Here is a 16951-nt window from a genome sequence, read left to right on the forward strand (position 1 = left end):
AATATACTATGAAAAATATACTTACCATATTACTTTTTTTTAGCAGTTTCATATTACTTGGACAAGCAAATTCTGATAATTATAGTTCCAATGAATTTGCTTTTCAAAAAGGAGAATGGTTAAAATTTAGAATGAGTTATAGTAATTTTCTAAACGCAGGTTATGCTACCATAAAAATTAGAGGAGCTAAAAACAATAGTAACGAAGCTTTTCATGTAATTGGAGAGGGTAAAACTACAGGGTTAATTGGCCTGTTTTTCAAGGTGAAAGACGACTACCAAACCTATTTCTACAAAGAATCTTTAAAACCATATCGATTTATCAGAAAAATAAATGAAGGGGGTTACACAAAGGATAAAGAAATTTTATTTGACCATGAAACCAATAAAGCTGTTGTAAAAAACTACAAACACAACACCGAACAAACTTTTACTATAGACAATGATGTTCATGATATGCTTTCGGCATTGTATTATTTAAGAAATAAGGATCTTAGAAACTTATCCTTAAATGAAGAAATTGAATTAAAACTATTTTTCGACCAAGAAACCTATCTTTTTAAACTTCGTTTTTTAGGAAAAGAGGTTATTAAAACAAAATTTGGCGAAATAAATTCACTAATTTTCAGGCCTATTGTTCAGTCTGGTAGAGTTTTTAAAGAAGAAGAAAGCGTCACTATTTGGGTTAGTGATGATAAAAATAAAATTCCGATTCGCATAAAAGCCTCACTAGCAGTAGGATCGTTACGTGCAGATTTAGACGAGTTTAAAGGTTTAACACACCCTTTTAACATTATTTTTAACAATTAAATTGTATTTTTGCGTTTTAAAAATTTTACCACCATTAATACGTAAAAATAAAACCCTTGAAGAAACTACTTTTACTGATTGTTATTATTGTATTTACCGCTTGTAAAGACGAAAAAAAAGGAGAAGAAATAGCCGCTACAGTAATTCCTGAACCTGAAAGAGTTTTTGAATATGGTTACAATTTAAATGATTTTAAAATAATTCACGATACCATTCAAAAAGGTGAAAATTTTAGTGAAATTTTAGATAGACACCATGTTGAATACCCTAAAGTTTTAGAAATTGTAAATAGTGTTAGAGATACTTTTAACGTTCGAAGAATTAAAAGCGGTATTCCTTATACCATTTTAGCAAAAAACGACTCAACAGAACAAGCTCAAGTATTTATTTACAAACACTCTAAGGTACGTTATACCGTAGTTGATTTTAAAGATTCTATCATTACTGCTTTTAATGCAAAAAAACCAGTTAGTAAAGTAATTAAAACTGCTTCAGGCGTAATTACAAGTTCTCTTTCACAAGCAATTGACGACGAAGGATTGAATGGTTATTTAGCTTTTGAAATGTCAGACATTTATGCTTGGACAATCGATTTTTTCAGACTTCAAAAAAACGATAGCTTTAAACTTATTTATGAACAGTTATATATCAACGATACCATACCTGTTGGAATTGGTGAAGTAAAAGCCGCTTATTTTGAACACGGAGGCAAACCTTTTTACGCGTTTAAATATATTGCCGACACCAAATTAGGAATCCCTGATTATTTTGATGACGAAACCAATAATTTACGTCGTCAGTTTTTAAAAGCTCCTGTGAAATTTAGCAGAATTTCTTCTCGTTACAATTTAAAAAGAAGAATTGCGTATTACGGAAACAAAGTGCGCCCACACAAAGGAACAGATTTTGCCGCCCCAATAGGAACACCAATTATGAGTACAGCAAACGGAACTGTTACAGAATCGAGATATAAAGGTGGAAATGGTAATTATGTAAAAGTAAGACACAACGGAACCTACAGTACACAATATTTGCACATGAGCAAACGCGCTGTAAAAGTAGGGCAAGTAGTAAAACAAGGAGATATTATTGGATATATTGGTATGACTGGAAATACTGGCGGACCTCACGTTTGTTATCGTTTTTGGAAAAACAACAAACAAGTAGATCCTTTAAGACAAAAATTACCAGCTGCCGAGCCAATGAAAGAAACTATTAAACCAGATTATTTAGAGTTTATAAAGCCTTTAAAAGCAACATTAGACTCCATACAATACCAAAATAAAACAACTAAAATCAGTATTCATACTGATGAATTAAACTCTTAAATTATGGCAATGAAGAACATTAACCCAACAGAAACGAAAGCTTGGGGGAAATTATCAAATCATTTTAACGAATTAAAAGATGTACATTTAAAATCACTATTTAATGAAAATAGTAACCGAAAAAATGACTTCACTTTAAATGTAAACGATTTTGAATTTGACTATTCAAAAAACAGAATAAATCAAGAAACTATCGATTTGTTAGTTGAATTGGCAAATGAAGTAGATTTAAAAAGCGCTATGGACGCTTATTTTTCAGGAGAAGAAATCAATCAAACTGAAAAAAGAGCTGTGCTACACACTGCTTTAAGAAGTCAATCAAACAATGAAGTTTTTGTTGATGGTGTTAATGTAAAGCCTGAAATTAAAGCTGCATTAGATAAAATTGAAGTTTTCACAAATAAAGTTGTTTCTGGTGATTGGAAAGGATACACAAATAAATCTATTACTGATGTTGTAAATATTGGTATTGGAGGTTCAGATTTGGGACCAGACATGGTAGTTGAATCTTTAAAATTCTACAAAAACCACTTAAACGTACATTTTGTATCGAACATTGATGGAGATCACGTACAAGAAGTTATAAAAGATTTAAATCCTGAAACTACGCTTTTTGTAATTGTATCAAAAACATTTACAACACAAGAAACATTAACCAATGCAACTACCATTAAAAAATGGTTTACGCAATCAGCTTCTGAAAGTGATGTTGCTAAACATTTTGTGGCAGTTTCAACAAATTTAGAAAAAGTAAAAAACTTTGGAATTGCTTCTGAAAACATTTTCCCAATGTGGGATTGGGTTGGAGGTCGTTTTTCTTTATGGAGCGCCGTAGGTCTTTCAATAAGCTTGGCTGTAGGTTACAACAATTTTAAAGAATTATTAATTGGTGCTTTTGAAATGGATGAACATTTTAAAAATACGCCATTCGAAAAAAATGCACCTGTAATTTTAAGTTTAATTGGTATTTGGTACACTAACTTTTTTGAAGCTGAAAGCGAAGTTATTTTACCATACTCTCAATACTTAAGCAAATTAGCACCTTACTTGCAACAAGCAATTATGGAAAGTAACGGTAAAAGTGTTGACAGAAATGGAAACCGTGTAAATTACCAAACTGGTAACATTATTTGGGGAGCTCCAGGTTCAAACTCTCAGCATGCATTTATGCAGTTATTACACCAAGGAACAAAATTAATTCCTGCTGATTTTATAGGGTTTAAACAATCATTATATGGTGATGTTGATCATCATGAAAAATTAATGGCAAACTTTTTTGGACAAACACAAGCATTGGCAGAAGGAAAAACCAAAGAAGAAGCTCATTTAGATTTAAAAACACAAGGTAAATTAGATGAAATTGAAACACTATTACCTTACAAGGTTTTTGAAGGAAACAAACCGAGTACAGCAATTTTAATTGAAAAACTTACTCCACGTACCTTGGGAAGCTTAATTGCATTTTACGAACATAAAATATTTATTCAAGGTATTATTTGGAATATTTTTAGTTTTGATCAATTTGGAGTTGAATTAGGTAAAGAATTGGCTCAAAAAAATCTTTCAAAATAGTCAATTTAAAAAGCTCTCATAAGCAACCTTTTTAAAATTTTAACATCTTTAGTAAAACTGCTTGGTATTTAGTTATCAGGCAGTTTTAATTATGTGTGAACTTTCCTGAAATCTTAATGTTTTGTTAAACTATCAACATAAAATCATCAATTATGTTAAAAACTTTAACAATTTAGTAATGATTGACTCATAAAAAGTTCTCATTTTTGCAGAACATTTAATTCAAATTAAAATTAAGTAATGAAAAATTTAAAAAATTGGCTAACAGTAGTTTTGTTAATTACATCAGTTACTGTTTTTTCTCAAACCGCACTTTCAGGAAAAGTTGTGGATGAAACTAATCAACCATTGCCAGGCGCAACGGTTGTAATTAAAGGTTCAAAAATTGGAGCTTCAACAGATTTTGATGGTAACTTCAATTTCGATTCTTCAATTAAGAGCGGAACTCTTATTGTTTCCTTCATTGGATACCAATCTAAATCTGTTTCTTTTAACGGAAGTGGAAGTCTTGGAACAATTAAATTAGCTCCTTCAGCTGAGTCACTTGATGAAATTGTAATTACCCAAACTTCATTTGCAGTTGACAGAAAAACTCCTGTAGCAGTTTCTACAATTAAAGCAAGTTTAATTGAAAACAAATTAGGTACTCAAGAATTTCCTGAGATCTTAAAATCTACACCAGGTGTGTACGCTACTAAATCAGGTGGTGGATTTGGTGATGGTAGATTAAACTTAAGAGGTTTTAACTCTGAAAACGTAGCTGTATTAATTAACGGGGTTCCTGTGAATGATATGGAGAATGGTAGAGTTTATTGGAGCAACTGGGCTGGTTTATCAGATGTTACTGGTGCTATGCAAGTGCAAAGAGGTTTAGGAGCTTCTAAAGTTGCTGTACCTTCTATTGGTGGAACTATCAATATCTTGTCTAAAACTACTGATATAGAGGCTGGTGGAAGTGCTGGTACTACATTTGGTAATGACAACTATTTTAAAGTAGGTGCTACAGTATCAACTGGTTTATTAGAAAGCGGTTTAGCAGCAACTATTTCTGCTGCAAGAACAACTGGAGATGGATATGTTGATGGAACTGAATTTAAAGGAACTAACTATTTTGTAAACTTATCTTGGCAAGTTAACCAGGATCATAAAATAGCTTTAACTTCTTTTGGGGCTCCACAACGTCACGGTCAAAGACAAAATAGAAGTTTAATCTCTACTATCCAAAATGCTGAAAGTGGAAAAAAATTCAACCCTGACTGGGGAATGAGAGGTGGAAATGTAGTTCATATTGAAGACAACTTTTACCACAAATCTCAAACATCTTTAAACTGGTATTGGGATATTAATGAAACATCAAACTTATCTACAGCTATTTACGCCTCTTGGGGTAATGGTGGTGGTGGTGGTACCGCTGGTACAAACCGTGATTTATTCCAAGTAAGAATTGGTGGAGACGATCAACCAGTAGATATTGATAATATTGTTGACATTAACCGTGCAAATGGTGAGCAAGGCTTAGGTTCTGAAGCTTATTTAAGAGCTTCAAGAAACGACCATAGCTGGTATGGAATGCTTTCAACTTATGATACAGATTTAGGAGATGATTTTAAATTAACTGCTGGTTTAGATTTAAGAACTTACACAGGTAAACACTTTTCTGAAGTTACAGATTTATTAGGAGGTAGCTACGCTTTAGATAACGGGAATGTGAACAACCCTAACGCTGCTTTAAAAGTTGGTGACAAACGTGATTACTATAATGATGGTGAAGTAGGATGGCAAGGTGTATTTGCGCAATTAGAATACGATATCGAAAAAGTATCAGCTTTCGTAGCCTTATCTGGATCAAATACTTCTTACAGAAGAATTGATTACTTCAACTACTTAGATAGTGATGATTTACAAACAACTGACAAATATAATTTCTTAGGTTTCCAAGTTAAAGGGGGAGCTAACTACAGAATTAATGATCAACACAACGTTTTTGCAAACTTAGGTTACTTTGAAAAAGCTGCTAATTTTGATGCTGTTTTCTTAAACTTCGATAACGAACACATTAACGAAGATGCTGAAAATCAAAAAATCTATAGTTTTGAAATTGGTTACGGTTTTAGAGGTGAAAAATTTGCAGCTAACGTAAACCTTTACAACACATATTGGAATGATAGAACATTAACTCAAAATGTTCAAAACCAAGATGGAACAAACAGTACAGCTAACATTTTAGGTGTAAATGCAGTTCACAGTGGTATAGAAATAGACTTTACGTATCGTCCAATAGATGCATTATCTTTTTCAGGAATGCTTTCTTTAGGAAACTGGGAATGGGCTAACGACGTTTTAGATGTTGAAATCTATGATGAAGATCAAAATTTAGTTGATGTTGTTGATTTATATATTGACGGTTTAAAAGTTTCTGATGCTGCACAAACTACTGCTGCTTTAGGTATGGACTGGAAAATTATGGATAAAACGCACTTTACAGTTGATTACAACTACTTTGCAAACTTATACGCTCAATACGATCCTAATGATAGAGGAACTGAAGGACAGCCTCAGGCTTGGAAAGCTCCAGACTATAGTACTTTTGATATGAGTTTACGTTACGGATTTAAATTAGGAACTTTAGACACTACCTTAACAGGAAGAATGATGAATGTTTTTGATACAGAATATATTGCTGATGCTTTAGACGGTTCTGGTTCAACTTCAAGTACTGCGCTAGTATGGTACGGTTTCGGAAGAACTTTTTCTGTAAGCGCTAAGATTAACTTTTAATAAAAATACAAGACAATGAAAAAAATAGTTTATTTATTAATGGCATTTACATTGGTATTCACAACAGCTTGTGATCCAATGGAAGATGTTTACGACGAAATTGGTGACATCGAAAAAGTAATCACAGGAGATGTTGCTTTTGAGTTAAGCGACGACGATTATGACTTTTTAGAACAAGGTTATGGGAACTTTAGCTCAACAGATGATGCAAAAGAATTGATTCCAGCTTTATTAGAGGACAAATACCCTGTTTGGGGAGCAGGTTCTTTAGCGGCTGTTACATTTAAGTTATACAACCCTAAAAGAACAGAAAAAAGCTTAGTAGTTTATAAGGTTGCTTCTAGTGATTATGCTGATTTAGGATTTACGTATGGTAACTTTTCAAGTTTTGAACAAATCGTTACTTTTTTAGATTGGAAATATCCAAATCCAGCAGATAGAGTATTAGTTGCTTTAACTTATAAATACTACAACGGAAGTGTAAATACCGTTAAAAACGGATTTATATACGTAAGTGGTGAATGGCAATTTTTACAAGGATTTACTAGAGATGAGTACAATCAAATGGGTGAAAATTACGACAACTTTACAAGTAAAACAGTTGCTGAAAAAAGAATCCCAATTTTCCTAAAAGATTATTTAAAATATGAAACTGTTGAAACGGGTGATATACAACCAATAATGTATAACATCTACCAAACTGATTATGATGATATTGATGGTGATGGTAAAACAGATGATAAAACAGCATACAGCTATGCTTTTTACTGCATATTTGATGGGAATGCTTGGGTTGAATATGAAAACATTATCAACGAAACTATTCAATTTGGAAACGATGGATCTGTTTGGGTACCAGACAACACTATCAACTATACATTAACTGCAGCTGATTATGAATTAGTTGGAAACGGTCGTTATGGTAACTTTGATGTTCGTGCTGGTAAAGCTGAAGAAACTGAAGAAGTTCGATTAGAAAAAATTAACACAATCTTATTAAACAACTTCCCTGCTTCTGAAGAAGGTCAAAAATATAGTGTAGACTATAATGTTTATTCTGGTGCTGCTGAAGTATGGAATATGAAAGTTATTTTATCTGGTGGAGCATACGTTCTTCAATAAATAATAATACTAATATAAGTAAAAAGGGCTATTGTGATGATAGCCCTTTTTTTATGCATAAAACTTCAACAGCAATAATTATTTTAAATTGCAGCACAAAATAGTGTACCAAGATTTATTTAACAAGCCTAACAAAGGCACTAGTACAATTTTAAATCATTTTTAGGTGTTAAAAACAAATTTAAATTCAATAAAAATAATGTTATTATTGTTAATTAAAATAGCAACTCACTAAGCGTTTGCTTTCAATAATTTATTAACTTTAAGTCTATTTAAAAATAACTTCACACAAAACATTTGATTGTTTTTAATCTACATAATTTCAAAATTAATTGTACATTTTTTTAAAAATAATTCTACAATATTTAAAAATATATACTAGTCTTTTTTCAAAACTTATACAGGTAACTCACAAAGTTTATGCGCATGATTGACAATGTTTATACGTATAAAAGACAAAATTTATTAGGGAAATAAATTGGGTAATCATAAAAAACTCCTGAAGTTAATACTTCAGGAGTTTCTAGTTGATATACTAAAACCTTAATAGTTTAAAAAAGGTTTCATTAATTTATTGTTTAACTATTTTCAACAACTGAGGCTCACTTGTATTTAATTGAATATAATAAACTCCCGAAGGTTGGTTTTCAATATCTAAAAGAATCTTTCCATAGTTTACAGGATATATTTTTGAACTTAGTAGTGAAGATTGAACATTATAAATTTCAACTTCAATAAATTCTGTTTCAAAAGGAATGCTAATTTCAAATCTACCAGAACTTGGATTTGGAAACGCTAAAACGGTCTCAAATAATTCAACTTGTTTTGTAATTGCACCTTCACAATCTATAGCAGACTTTACTTCAACAAAATCACCGTTAATTACAGGCACGGTAAAGTTTGTAGAACTAGTTTCAAACAACTCATTTCCATTCACAAAAACGATAAAAGGTGCTGTACCTTTAGCAACCTCAACTATGGCTTTGTTTGCCTTTATAGTTGCTTTTCCTGCAATAGTTCCTCCAGATTCAATACTTACAGTAAAACATTGTTCATAGTTTTTTGCTGCAACAGCTATACAAAAATCGTAAGTACCTGCTGGTAAATTTTCAATAGTTCGAGTAGTTGAGAAGTTATAATTAATACCATTTACTTCAGTTGTGTAATTATAATTTGCAATTGCTGAAATGCTTATAATTCCGTTTTCTTTACCTGAACACGTTTCACTAATCGTTTCTATTTCAAAATTAGTAGAAGGTAACGTAAAGGCATTTGTTTTAACCGCTAAATTTTCACTTGCAACAGACAAATTATTTGAGCCATCACGTGCTTTAATTGTAATATTATAGTTTGTATTGGCACTTAAATTTGAAATTGAAGTAGCTGTGGTATTTGCAGTTTGAAGATAAACACCGTCTACATAAATTAAATAATCAATTACAATGGTATTATCGGTTGAAGCAGTCCAATTTAAATCTAAAGAACTATCTGTTATATTTGAAGCTACAACATTAGTTGGTTGCGTTGGTGGTTCAGTATCAGATGGGTTTGTCATTTCCCATTTATCTTCTGCTGCAGTTGCACCACCCCAAATTAAAGTCGCTAAATACGGGTTATCAATAAACGGGTTTCTATTACCTTGAATTCCTTCAATTACAGGATTTCGTTGTTCTTCAAAAGCTGAAACAGGATCTTCTACGTTCCATTTTAAAAACAAATCAATCATATTTTGATCTACAGCTAAACCCTCTCCAACACCTACTTTAATGGGCAAACATTGCGTTTCTGAAATTCTTGAACCATCTCCATGATAACGCACATACATATACATTACAATACGTGCTACATCTCCTTTCCACTCATCTCCTGGGTACCAACCACCATTACTTGAAACGGTTCCTGGATCACCACTTCCGTCAGTAAATTTTTTATTACTTCTAGCGCTGTTTTGTTCTGCATCAGCAGGTTTTAAGTTATGCACATCGGTTCCTGGACCTGGTTCATCAGTAACTAGACGTGGATCAGCCAAAGATTTTGCAAATACATGCTCCCTATTCCACCTTCCAACATCACCACCTCCATTATCAGTTAGTGTTTTATTTCTAGTCCTGTCAGTTTTTGTAAAACCATCAGTATCATTATATCCATAAATTAACAATACATTGGTGTTGACTGTCGGATCTTCATCAACCTGCGATAATACATCCCAAGTATCTGTGCTAGAATCTGTATAAGGAATTCCTGTGTGTGTAGATGTTAATCGAGTTGAAAGTTCTAAAAATAGCTCGTTACCTGTTTTATCAAAATCCAATCCATTGTAATAAGCAGGGATTGTTTGTGCATAAATAGAAACACTTAGTGCTAGTAATAAATAAAGTATTATTTTTTTCACGTCAAAAAGTTTAAATATGCTGTAAATTTATTACTATTTTAGAACTTAAAATAATAATACAGCAATATTAACTTTCTGTCTTAAATTAAAATATGATTTCAATAATAATTTGCTATTTTTGTTTCAACTAAAAACTATCAATTATGACAAAAATGATTCACTCTTATTGGGCTTACATTGTATTAATTATTTTAATTGTAGCCGTTGTAAACGCAATAATGGGATTGACTTCAAAAAAAGAATTCAGTGATAAAAGCTTGCGTATATCGCTATTTACTTTAATTGCTGCACACATACAATTACTTATAGGGTTTGTAGCCTTTTACACTTCAACTTATTACGAAATGATGCGCACCGTTGGAATGGGAGAAGTCATGAAGAATAGTGATTTAAGAAAGATGTTAATTGAACATCCTTTGGTTGGAATTATAGCTATTACATTAATTACAATCGGTTTTTCTAAACATAAAAAGAAAACTACAGATGTAGCTAAGTATAAAACAATTGCTGCTTTTTACGGTATTGCATTGTTATTAATATTAAGTAGAATCCCTTGGTCACAATGGTTTTCAAACTAAAAATTTAATCTCCTAAGCATTTTTGCCTAGGTTTTTTTATCTCTTATGAAAAAAATATTGACATACATTTTATCTGTAGTATTTTACTTTTTTTACGGTTTTTTATTGCTGTTTTTTCACGCACTACAATGGCTAGGATTTAACATTGGTGGATATAAAGGGCATAAAGCTGCGGTTGATATCATGAATTGTAGCCTTACTTATTTACTGTATATTTTAGGAACACGCATTACCTTTATTAACAACCAAAATATTCCTACAGGAGTTCCGTTGATTTTTGTTTCAAACCATCAAAGCATGCATGATATCTGCCCTTTGGCATGTCATCTAAAAAAATACCATCCTAAATTTGTTTCTAAAATTGAATTAGGAAAAGGAATTCCAAGTGTATCTTATAATCTAACACACGGTGGTTCTGTATTAATTGACAGAAAAGATCCTAGACAATCTTTAACTGCAATTAAAGACTTTGGAAAATACATTGAAAAAAACAAGTACGCAGCTGTAATTTATCCTGAAGGAACTCGAAGTAAAGATGGCGTTCCTAAGCGTTTTTCAGAAAATGGCTTAAAAATGTTGACCAAATTTGCTCCTTCAGCCTATGTAGTTCCAATTACAATTAACAACTGTTGGAAACTAAATAAATTCGGCATGTTTCCTTTAGAAATAGGGGTTCATGTTACCTTTGAAGTGCACGAACCAATAGAGGCTAAGTCTATGAAATTTGAAGACTTGTTTCAAAAAGTTGAGAGTACAATAAAAAATTCCGTAGTTTAGTGGCCTACTAAACTAAAAAAAATAGACATGTCGTTACACAATATCCGGTTAGAGGTCATGCTAACCCTGGAGAAGAATATTGAAACTTTTGTGGATAAATTCTTAATTGCTCCTGAAAAAATTTGGCAACCTACCGACTTTTTACCAAACTCACAAAGTGAAGATTTCTTAGAAGAAGTAAAAGAAATTCGAGGATTATCAAAAGAAATGAATGATGATTTTTGGGTGGTTCTAGTTGGAGATACTATTACTGAAGAAGCTTTACCAACTTACGAATCTTGGTTGTTAGATGTTCAAGGTATTTCTCAACACCAAGGCGAAAATGGAGGTCAAGATAATGGCTGGGCAAAATGGATAAGATCTTGGACAGGTGAAGAAAACCGTCACGGAGATGTATTAAACAAATATTTGTATTTATCTGGTCGCGTAAATATGCGTGAAGTTGAAATAACTACACAACATTTAATATCTGATGGATTTGACATTGGAACTGCCCGTGATCCTTATAAAAACTTTGTATACACAAGTTTTCAGGAATTAGCAACCTATGTTTCACATAACAATGTAGCTAAAATTGCCCGTAAAAACGGACATAAAATGCTAGCTAAAATGTCTAAAATTATTGCAGGTGATGAAATGCGTCACCATTTAGCATATACAGAATTTGTACGTCAAATTTTTCAACACGATCCAAGTGAAATGATGTTGGCTTTTCAACATATGATGAAACATAAAATTGTAATGCCAGCAATGCATTTAAGACATTCAGGTGAAGACAAAGGAAGTCTTTTTGATCAATTTTCTGTAGTTGCACAACGCGCTGGTGTTTATACTGGTTTTGATTATGTTGACATCATCAAAAAATTAAATGCCACTTGGGAAATAGATAAAATAACTGGTTTAACAGCTGAAGCTGAAAAAGCAAGAGATTATTTAATGAAATTACCTGAGCGTATGTATAGAATTACTGAGCGAATTGTAATTCCAGATACAAAGTATAACTTTAAATGGATGAACCCATTAACTTAATTTAGTATTAAACCTAGCAGGTTTTAAAAACCTGTTAGGTTTAATTTCCTCCTTAAACATTTACCTCAAAAGTATCCTTATCATTTAAAAAATTTAATTTATTTCTAAATTTAGAAATATGTGCTTTTTGAAGTGCTATTATTTCAATTCCTTCGTGATTAGGAATACTACGGGTTAATTTTTCTCCCAAACAATCATACACTACAGAGTGTCCGCTATATTCGTAGCTATTTGCATCAACTCCTACTCTATTTACGCCTAGCACATAACACATATTTTCAATAGCGCGGGCTTTTAATAAAGCATCCCAAGCTGCAATTCTAATTTTTGGCCAATTGGCAACGTACAACAACACATCGTAATCTTCTACATTTCTTGCCCAAACCGGAAAACGTAAATCGTAACAAACCAGAGGACAAATTTTCCAACCTTTGAATTCAACTATCAGCTTTTTAGAGCCAGCAGTATATACTTTTTCTTCACCTGCCAAGGTAAATAAATGTCGCTTGTCATAAATTTGTATTTCACCTGATGGCTCAATAAACAAAAACCGATTGTAATAATTACCATCTTCAGAAATAATCAAACTTCCACAGATTGCAGCATTTTTTTTTGAAGCCAAATTTTTCATCCATTCAACAGTTTTTCCATCCATAGTTTCCGCCAAATGTTGAGGCTCCATACTAAAGCCTGTGGTAAACATTTCGGGTAAAACAAATACATCAACCTGTTCTTGAATATTATTTATTTTTTCTGAATATCGACTGCGGTTTTCGACTGCGTTTTGCCAAACAATATTGGTTTGAATCAACGCTATTTTTAAATTTTGCATAGTATTTCTGCGGCTTTTTTTAATGTTTCATCGGTTTTAGCAAAACAAAAACGCAACACTTTAGTGTCTAAATTATCTTGGTTAAAAACCGATATGGGAATTGATGCTATTTTGTGTTCTTTGGTCAATCTTTTCGCAAAATAAAAATCACCTTCAGAAGTAATATTTTTGAAATTTAATAACTGAAAATAGGTGCCTTGTGAAGGTGTAAATTCAAATCTGGAACCTTTTATCAATGATAAAAATAAATCTCTTTTTTGCTGATAAAAATCTCCCAGTTCTAAATAATTATTTGGTGTTTTTAAATAGTCTGCCAAGGCAACTTGTGTTGGATGATTTACACTAAACACATTAAATTGATGGACTTTTCTAAACTCCTCCATCAATGCTGAAGGCGCCAAACAATAACCAACTTTCCAACCTGTATTGTGAAATGTTTTTCCGAAGGAAGCAACAATAAAACTACGTTCAGCTAATTCAGGAAACAAACAAGCAGATTGGTGCTGTGCTTCATCAAAAATAATATGTTCATACACTTCATCACTTAACAACACAATATTTGTATCTTTTAAAATAGCTGCTAACTGTTGCATATCATTTTTAGACAGGATTTGTCCAGAAGGATTGTGAGGCGTGTTTATAATCACCATTTTTGTTTTTAAAGTGATTAGCTTTTTAACTTCACTCCAATCAATTTTAAAAGTTTCAGGATATATTTGATACGGAATTACTTTTCCACCAAAAACCTGGATACTTGGCTCATAACTATCATAAGCAGGTTTAAAAATGATAACTTCATCATCTTTTTTAATAGTAGCCGCAATTACCGTAAAAATAGCTTGTGTTGCGCCAGCTGTAATGGTGATTTCGGTTTCTGGATGGTAAGAAACACCATATAAAGCTTCAGTTTTTTCAACAATTATTTTTCTTAAATTAAGAATACCAGGCATTGGCGCATATTGATTTTTGCCTTGTATCATGGCTTTATTTACCAATTCAATAAGCTTTGTATCACTTTTAAAATCTGGAAAACCTTGTGATAAATTCAAAGCATTGTGCTCAGCAGCCAACGCGCTCATCACCGAAAAAATGGATGTTGGTACGTTTGGTAGTTTTGATTGAAAATGAGAATTATATGTTGGCATTAAATTTCTGAATTAGATTTTAAATTTACGAATTCTTATTTTCAAAAAACAAAAATAAACAATCCCATTTCACAAAATATTTTCATCCAATTATCGTATGCAACACCGTTTAATTTTCTTTCATTTTAAAATTAAAAATAATTATTAACACACATTATAGTTTTATTTTATTTTTAATCATATACATTTGTAGCATAACTTTAGGAGTAACTAGCAATAGTTTGAGAAATATCCTTTGAACCTGATTTGGCTGATACCAACGTAGGAAAAAGAAAAGCATCATCTGCACTATTATATTTCACTGCACTTTTTTAGTTTACACAATTTTAATTAACACCCCAACTACTTTAGCTAGTTAGGATCAAAATTATTTTTATGATTACAATTAAAGTAAACACTAAAGAACATCAATTTTTAGCATCCATTTCTCTTCAAGAAATTTTAGAACAACTTCAAATTTCAACAAACGGCATTGCTGTAGCTGTAAATCAAAATATTATTACAAAATCCGATTGGTTAACAACTACGTTAAACCAAAACGATGCTGTTTTAATAATCAAAGCTACACAAGGCGGCTAACAAACAAACAAAAACTGAAATATTAACTCATATTTAGATCAAAAATTCTAAAAAATTAAGCAGATTATGAAAAAAACAGATACCGCACCAAAACAAGGTGAAATTACAAGAAATCCATTTCCAAACTCAAAAAAAATATACGTTTCCGGAAAAATTCATCCACAATTAAAGGTGGCAATGCGTGAAATTTCATTAAGTGATACCGTAGACTCGCTTAACGGAACGCGCACCAAAAATGAACCTGTAACTGTTTATGATACTTCGGGACCTTACACCGATCCAAACAAAAATATAGACATTCACCAAGGAATAGAACGCATTAAAGAGTCTTGGGTTTTGGGCCGTGGTGATGTTGAGCAATTAGATGCATTTTCTTCAGAATACAGCAACCAACGCTTGAATGATAAAAGCCTAGATCATTTGCGATTTTCGTTGTTAAAAAAGCCAATGCGTGCAAAAAAAGGAAAAAATGTTTCGCAAATGTATTATGCAAAACAGGGTATTATTACGCCAGAAATGGAATATGTTGCCATTCGTGAAAATCAGCGAATAGATGAAATTACCCGTTTAGCTACCCAACATTCTGGGCAAAATTTTGGCGCTAGCGTTCCTGCAAAAATTACTCCCGAATTTGTACGCGATGAAATTGCCCGTGGTCGCGCTGTATTGCCTTCAAACATCAACCATCCAGAAAGCGAACCTATGATTATTGGTCGTAATTTCTTGGTAAAAATAAATGCCAATATTGGTAATTCTGCAACCACTTCAACCATTGAAGAAGAAGTAGAAAAAGCTGTTTGGGCTTGTCGTTGGGGTGCCGATAATATTATGGATTTATCTACTGGAGAAAATATTCACGAAACCAGAGAGTGGATTGTTCGTAATTCTCCTGTTCCTGTAGGTACAGTTCCAATTTATCAGGCTTTAGAAAAGGTAAACGGAAAAGCCGAAGATTTAACTTGGGAAATTTTTCGAGATACGTTAATTGAACAGGCCGAACAAGGTGTCGATTATTTTACCATTCACGCAGGTGTGCGTTTGCGCTACATTCCTATGACCGCAAAACGTATTACAGGTATTGTTTCGCGCGGTGGTTCTATTATGGCAAAATGGTGTTTGGCGCATCATACTGAGAGTTTTATTTATACGCATTTTGAAGAAATTTGCGAAATTATGAAAGCCTACGATGTGGCGTTTTCACTTGGCGATGGTTTGCGTCCGGGTTCTATTGCCGATGCCAATGACGAAGCTCAATTTGCAGAGTTAGAAACCTTGGGTGAACTTACAAAAGTTGCGTGGAAACACGATGTGCAAACCTTTATTGAAGGTCCTGGTCACGTGCCAATGCACATGATTAAAGCAAATATGGACAAGCAATTGGAAGTTTGTGATGAAGCGCCTTTTTACACGTTAGGCCCTTTAACTACTGACATTGCACCGGGTTACGATCACATTACCTCGGGTATTGGAGCCGCTATGATTGGTTGGTTTGGTTGCGCTATGTTGTGCTACGTAACCCCAAAAGAGCACTTGGGCTTGCCTAATAAAAACGATGTTCGCACAGGTGTTGTAACTTACAAATTGGCGGCACATGCGGCCGATTTGGCAAAAGGGCATCCGGGCGCACAGCATAGAGACGATGCGTTGAGTAAGGCGCGTTTCGAATTCCGTTGGGAAGATCAGTTTAATTTAGGCTTGGATCCTGAATTGGCAAAAGAGTACCACGATGAAACTTTGCCTGCCGAAGGTGCTAAAATCGCCCATTTTTGTTCTATGTGTGGCCCAAAATTTTGCTCTATGAAAATCTCTCAAGAAGTGCGTGATTTTGCTGCAGAAAACGAAGTAAAAGGCGATGAAGTTTTTGCCAAAGGAATGGAAGAAAAATCAAAAGAGTTTAAAGATAAAGGATCTGAAGTGTATTTGTAAACTACTATGGAAGTTCCTACGCCTTTTTTTCAAAGGCGTAGGCGGGCTTTCCGTTATATCTTTTGCTGGTTCTCGATACAAATT

General features: G+C 32.8%; 13 protein-coding genes and 1 riboswitch. Of the genes, 10 read left to right on the forward strand and 3 right to left on the reverse strand.

The features are described 5' to 3' along the window. Window positions 1-8 precede the first annotated feature (8 nt). From CHB67_RS10445 to CHB67_RS10465, 5 genes are all read left to right on the forward strand, one after another. Window positions 9-809, forward strand: a complete 801-nt coding sequence (locus tag CHB67_RS10445; RefSeq protein WP_089381719.1) for a DUF3108 domain-containing protein — start codon at window positions 9-11, stop codon at window positions 807-809. Window positions 810-865: 56 nt separating this feature from the next. After that, entirely contained in the window at window positions 866-2137 is a 1272-nt protein-coding gene (locus tag CHB67_RS10450; protein ID WP_089381720.1) for a peptidoglycan DD-metalloendopeptidase family protein, read from the forward strand. Between the two features lie 3 nt (window positions 2138-2140). Continuing rightward, a complete protein-coding gene (gene pgi, locus CHB67_RS10455; protein ID WP_089381721.1) occupies window positions 2141-3709 on the forward strand; it encodes a glucose-6-phosphate isomerase in 1569 nt (522 codons plus the stop codon). A 240-nt stretch (window positions 3710-3949) separates the two neighbouring features. Next, window positions 3950-6487: a TonB-dependent receptor gene (locus CHB67_RS10460; RefSeq protein WP_089381722.1), complete on the forward strand. Its 2538-nt coding sequence runs from the start codon at window positions 3950-3952 to the stop codon at window positions 6485-6487. Window positions 6488-6502: 15 nt separating this feature from the next. Next, the gene (locus CHB67_RS10465) at window positions 6503-7609 is read left to right on the forward strand and encodes a hypothetical protein (protein WP_089381723.1); all 1107 of its coding nucleotides are present in this window, start codon (window positions 6503-6505) and stop codon (window positions 7607-7609) included. A gap of 571 nt (window positions 7610-8180) precedes the next feature. On the opposite strand, the gene CHB67_RS10470 is transcribed toward CHB67_RS10465, so the two are convergent. Further along, complete coding sequence (locus CHB67_RS10470) at window positions 8181-10001, reverse strand: endonuclease (RefSeq protein WP_089381724.1); 1821 nt, start codon at window positions 9999-10001, stop codon at window positions 8181-8183. Between the two features lie 143 nt (window positions 10002-10144). Between CHB67_RS10470 and CHB67_RS10475 the strand changes: the two genes are divergently transcribed. Genes CHB67_RS10475 through CHB67_RS10485 form a run of 3 tightly spaced genes read left to right on the forward strand, consistent with a single transcriptional unit; the run spans window position 10145 to window position 12385 of the window. After that, entirely contained in the window at window positions 10145-10579 is a 435-nt protein-coding gene (locus tag CHB67_RS10475) for a hypothetical protein (RefSeq protein ID WP_089381725.1), read from the forward strand. A 45-nt stretch (window positions 10580-10624) separates the two neighbouring features. Continuing rightward, a complete protein-coding gene (locus CHB67_RS10480; RefSeq protein ID WP_089381726.1) occupies window positions 10625-11356 on the forward strand; it encodes a lysophospholipid acyltransferase family protein in 732 nt (243 codons plus the stop codon). A gap of 27 nt (window positions 11357-11383) precedes the next feature. Next, the gene (locus CHB67_RS10485; protein ID WP_089381727.1) at window positions 11384-12385 is read left to right on the forward strand and encodes an acyl-ACP desaturase; all 1002 of its coding nucleotides are present in this window, start codon (window positions 11384-11386) and stop codon (window positions 12383-12385) included. A gap of 52 nt (window positions 12386-12437) precedes the next feature. Here CHB67_RS10485 and CHB67_RS10490 read toward each other — a convergent pair whose 3' ends face one another. Both CHB67_RS10490 and CHB67_RS10495 read right to left on the reverse strand, forming a co-directional pair. Further along, window positions 12438-13217: an amidohydrolase gene (locus CHB67_RS10490; protein WP_089381728.1), complete on the reverse strand. Its 780-nt coding sequence runs from the start codon at window positions 13215-13217 to the stop codon at window positions 12438-12440. After that, window positions 13205-14362 carry a methionine aminotransferase gene (locus CHB67_RS10495; RefSeq protein WP_089381729.1) on the reverse strand — a complete coding sequence of 386 codons (1158 nt, stop codon included), beginning with the start codon at window positions 14360-14362 and terminating at the stop codon, window positions 13205-13207. Before CHB67_RS10495 ends, CHB67_RS10490 begins: the two co-directional genes overlap by 13 nt. A 192-nt stretch (window positions 14363-14554) precedes the next feature. After that, window positions 14555-14647: riboswitch (TPP riboswitch) on the forward strand. A gap of 90 nt (window positions 14648-14737) precedes the next feature. On the opposite strand from CHB67_RS10495, the gene thiS reads away from it, so the two are divergent. Then, window positions 14738-14941: a sulfur carrier protein ThiS gene (gene thiS / locus CHB67_RS10500; RefSeq protein WP_089381730.1), complete on the forward strand. Its 204-nt coding sequence runs from the start codon at window positions 14738-14740 to the stop codon at window positions 14939-14941. A gap of 66 nt (window positions 14942-15007) precedes the next feature. Further along, entirely contained in the window at window positions 15008-16867 is a 1860-nt protein-coding gene (thiC, locus tag CHB67_RS10505; RefSeq protein ID WP_089381731.1) for a phosphomethylpyrimidine synthase ThiC, read from the forward strand. Window positions 16868-16951: the final 84 nt, after the last annotated feature.

The sequence above is a fragment of the Lutibacter agarilyticus genome, from assembly GCF_900188235.1.
Taxonomy (GTDB): Bacteria; Bacteroidota; Bacteroidia; order Flavobacteriales; family Flavobacteriaceae; genus Lutibacter; species Lutibacter agarilyticus.

Coding starts and splice junctions, on each gene's coding strand:
- CHB67_RS10460 (WP_089381722.1), top strand. CDS start 3,950: ATGAAAAATTTAAAAAATTGGCTAACAGTAGTTTTGTTAATTACATCA.
- CHB67_RS10485 (WP_089381727.1), top strand. CDS start 11,384: ATGTCGTTACACAATATCCGGTTAGAGGTCATGCTAACCCTGGAGAAG.
- pgi (WP_089381721.1), top strand. CDS start 2,141: ATGGCAATGAAGAACATTAACCCAACAGAAACGAAAGCTTGGGGGAAA.
- CHB67_RS10465 (WP_089381723.1), top strand. CDS start 6,503: ATGAAAAAAATAGTTTATTTATTAATGGCATTTACATTGGTATTCACA.
- thiS (WP_089381730.1), top strand. CDS start 14,738: ATGATTACAATTAAAGTAAACACTAAAGAACATCAATTTTTAGCATCC.
- CHB67_RS10445 (WP_089381719.1), top strand. CDS start 9: ATGAAAAATATACTTACCATATTACTTTTTTTTAGCAGTTTCATATTA.
- CHB67_RS10475 (WP_089381725.1), top strand. CDS start 10,145: ATGACAAAAATGATTCACTCTTATTGGGCTTACATTGTATTAATTATT.
- CHB67_RS10490 (WP_089381728.1), bottom strand. CDS start 13,217: ATGCAAAATTTAAAAATAGCGTTGATTCAAACCAATATTGTTTGGCAA.
- CHB67_RS10495 (WP_089381729.1), bottom strand. CDS start 14,362: ATGCCAACATATAATTCTCATTTTCAATCAAAACTACCAAACGTACCA.
- thiC (WP_089381731.1), top strand. CDS start 15,008: ATGAAAAAAACAGATACCGCACCAAAACAAGGTGAAATTACAAGAAAT.
- CHB67_RS10480 (WP_089381726.1), top strand. CDS start 10,625: ATGAAAAAAATATTGACATACATTTTATCTGTAGTATTTTACTTTTTT.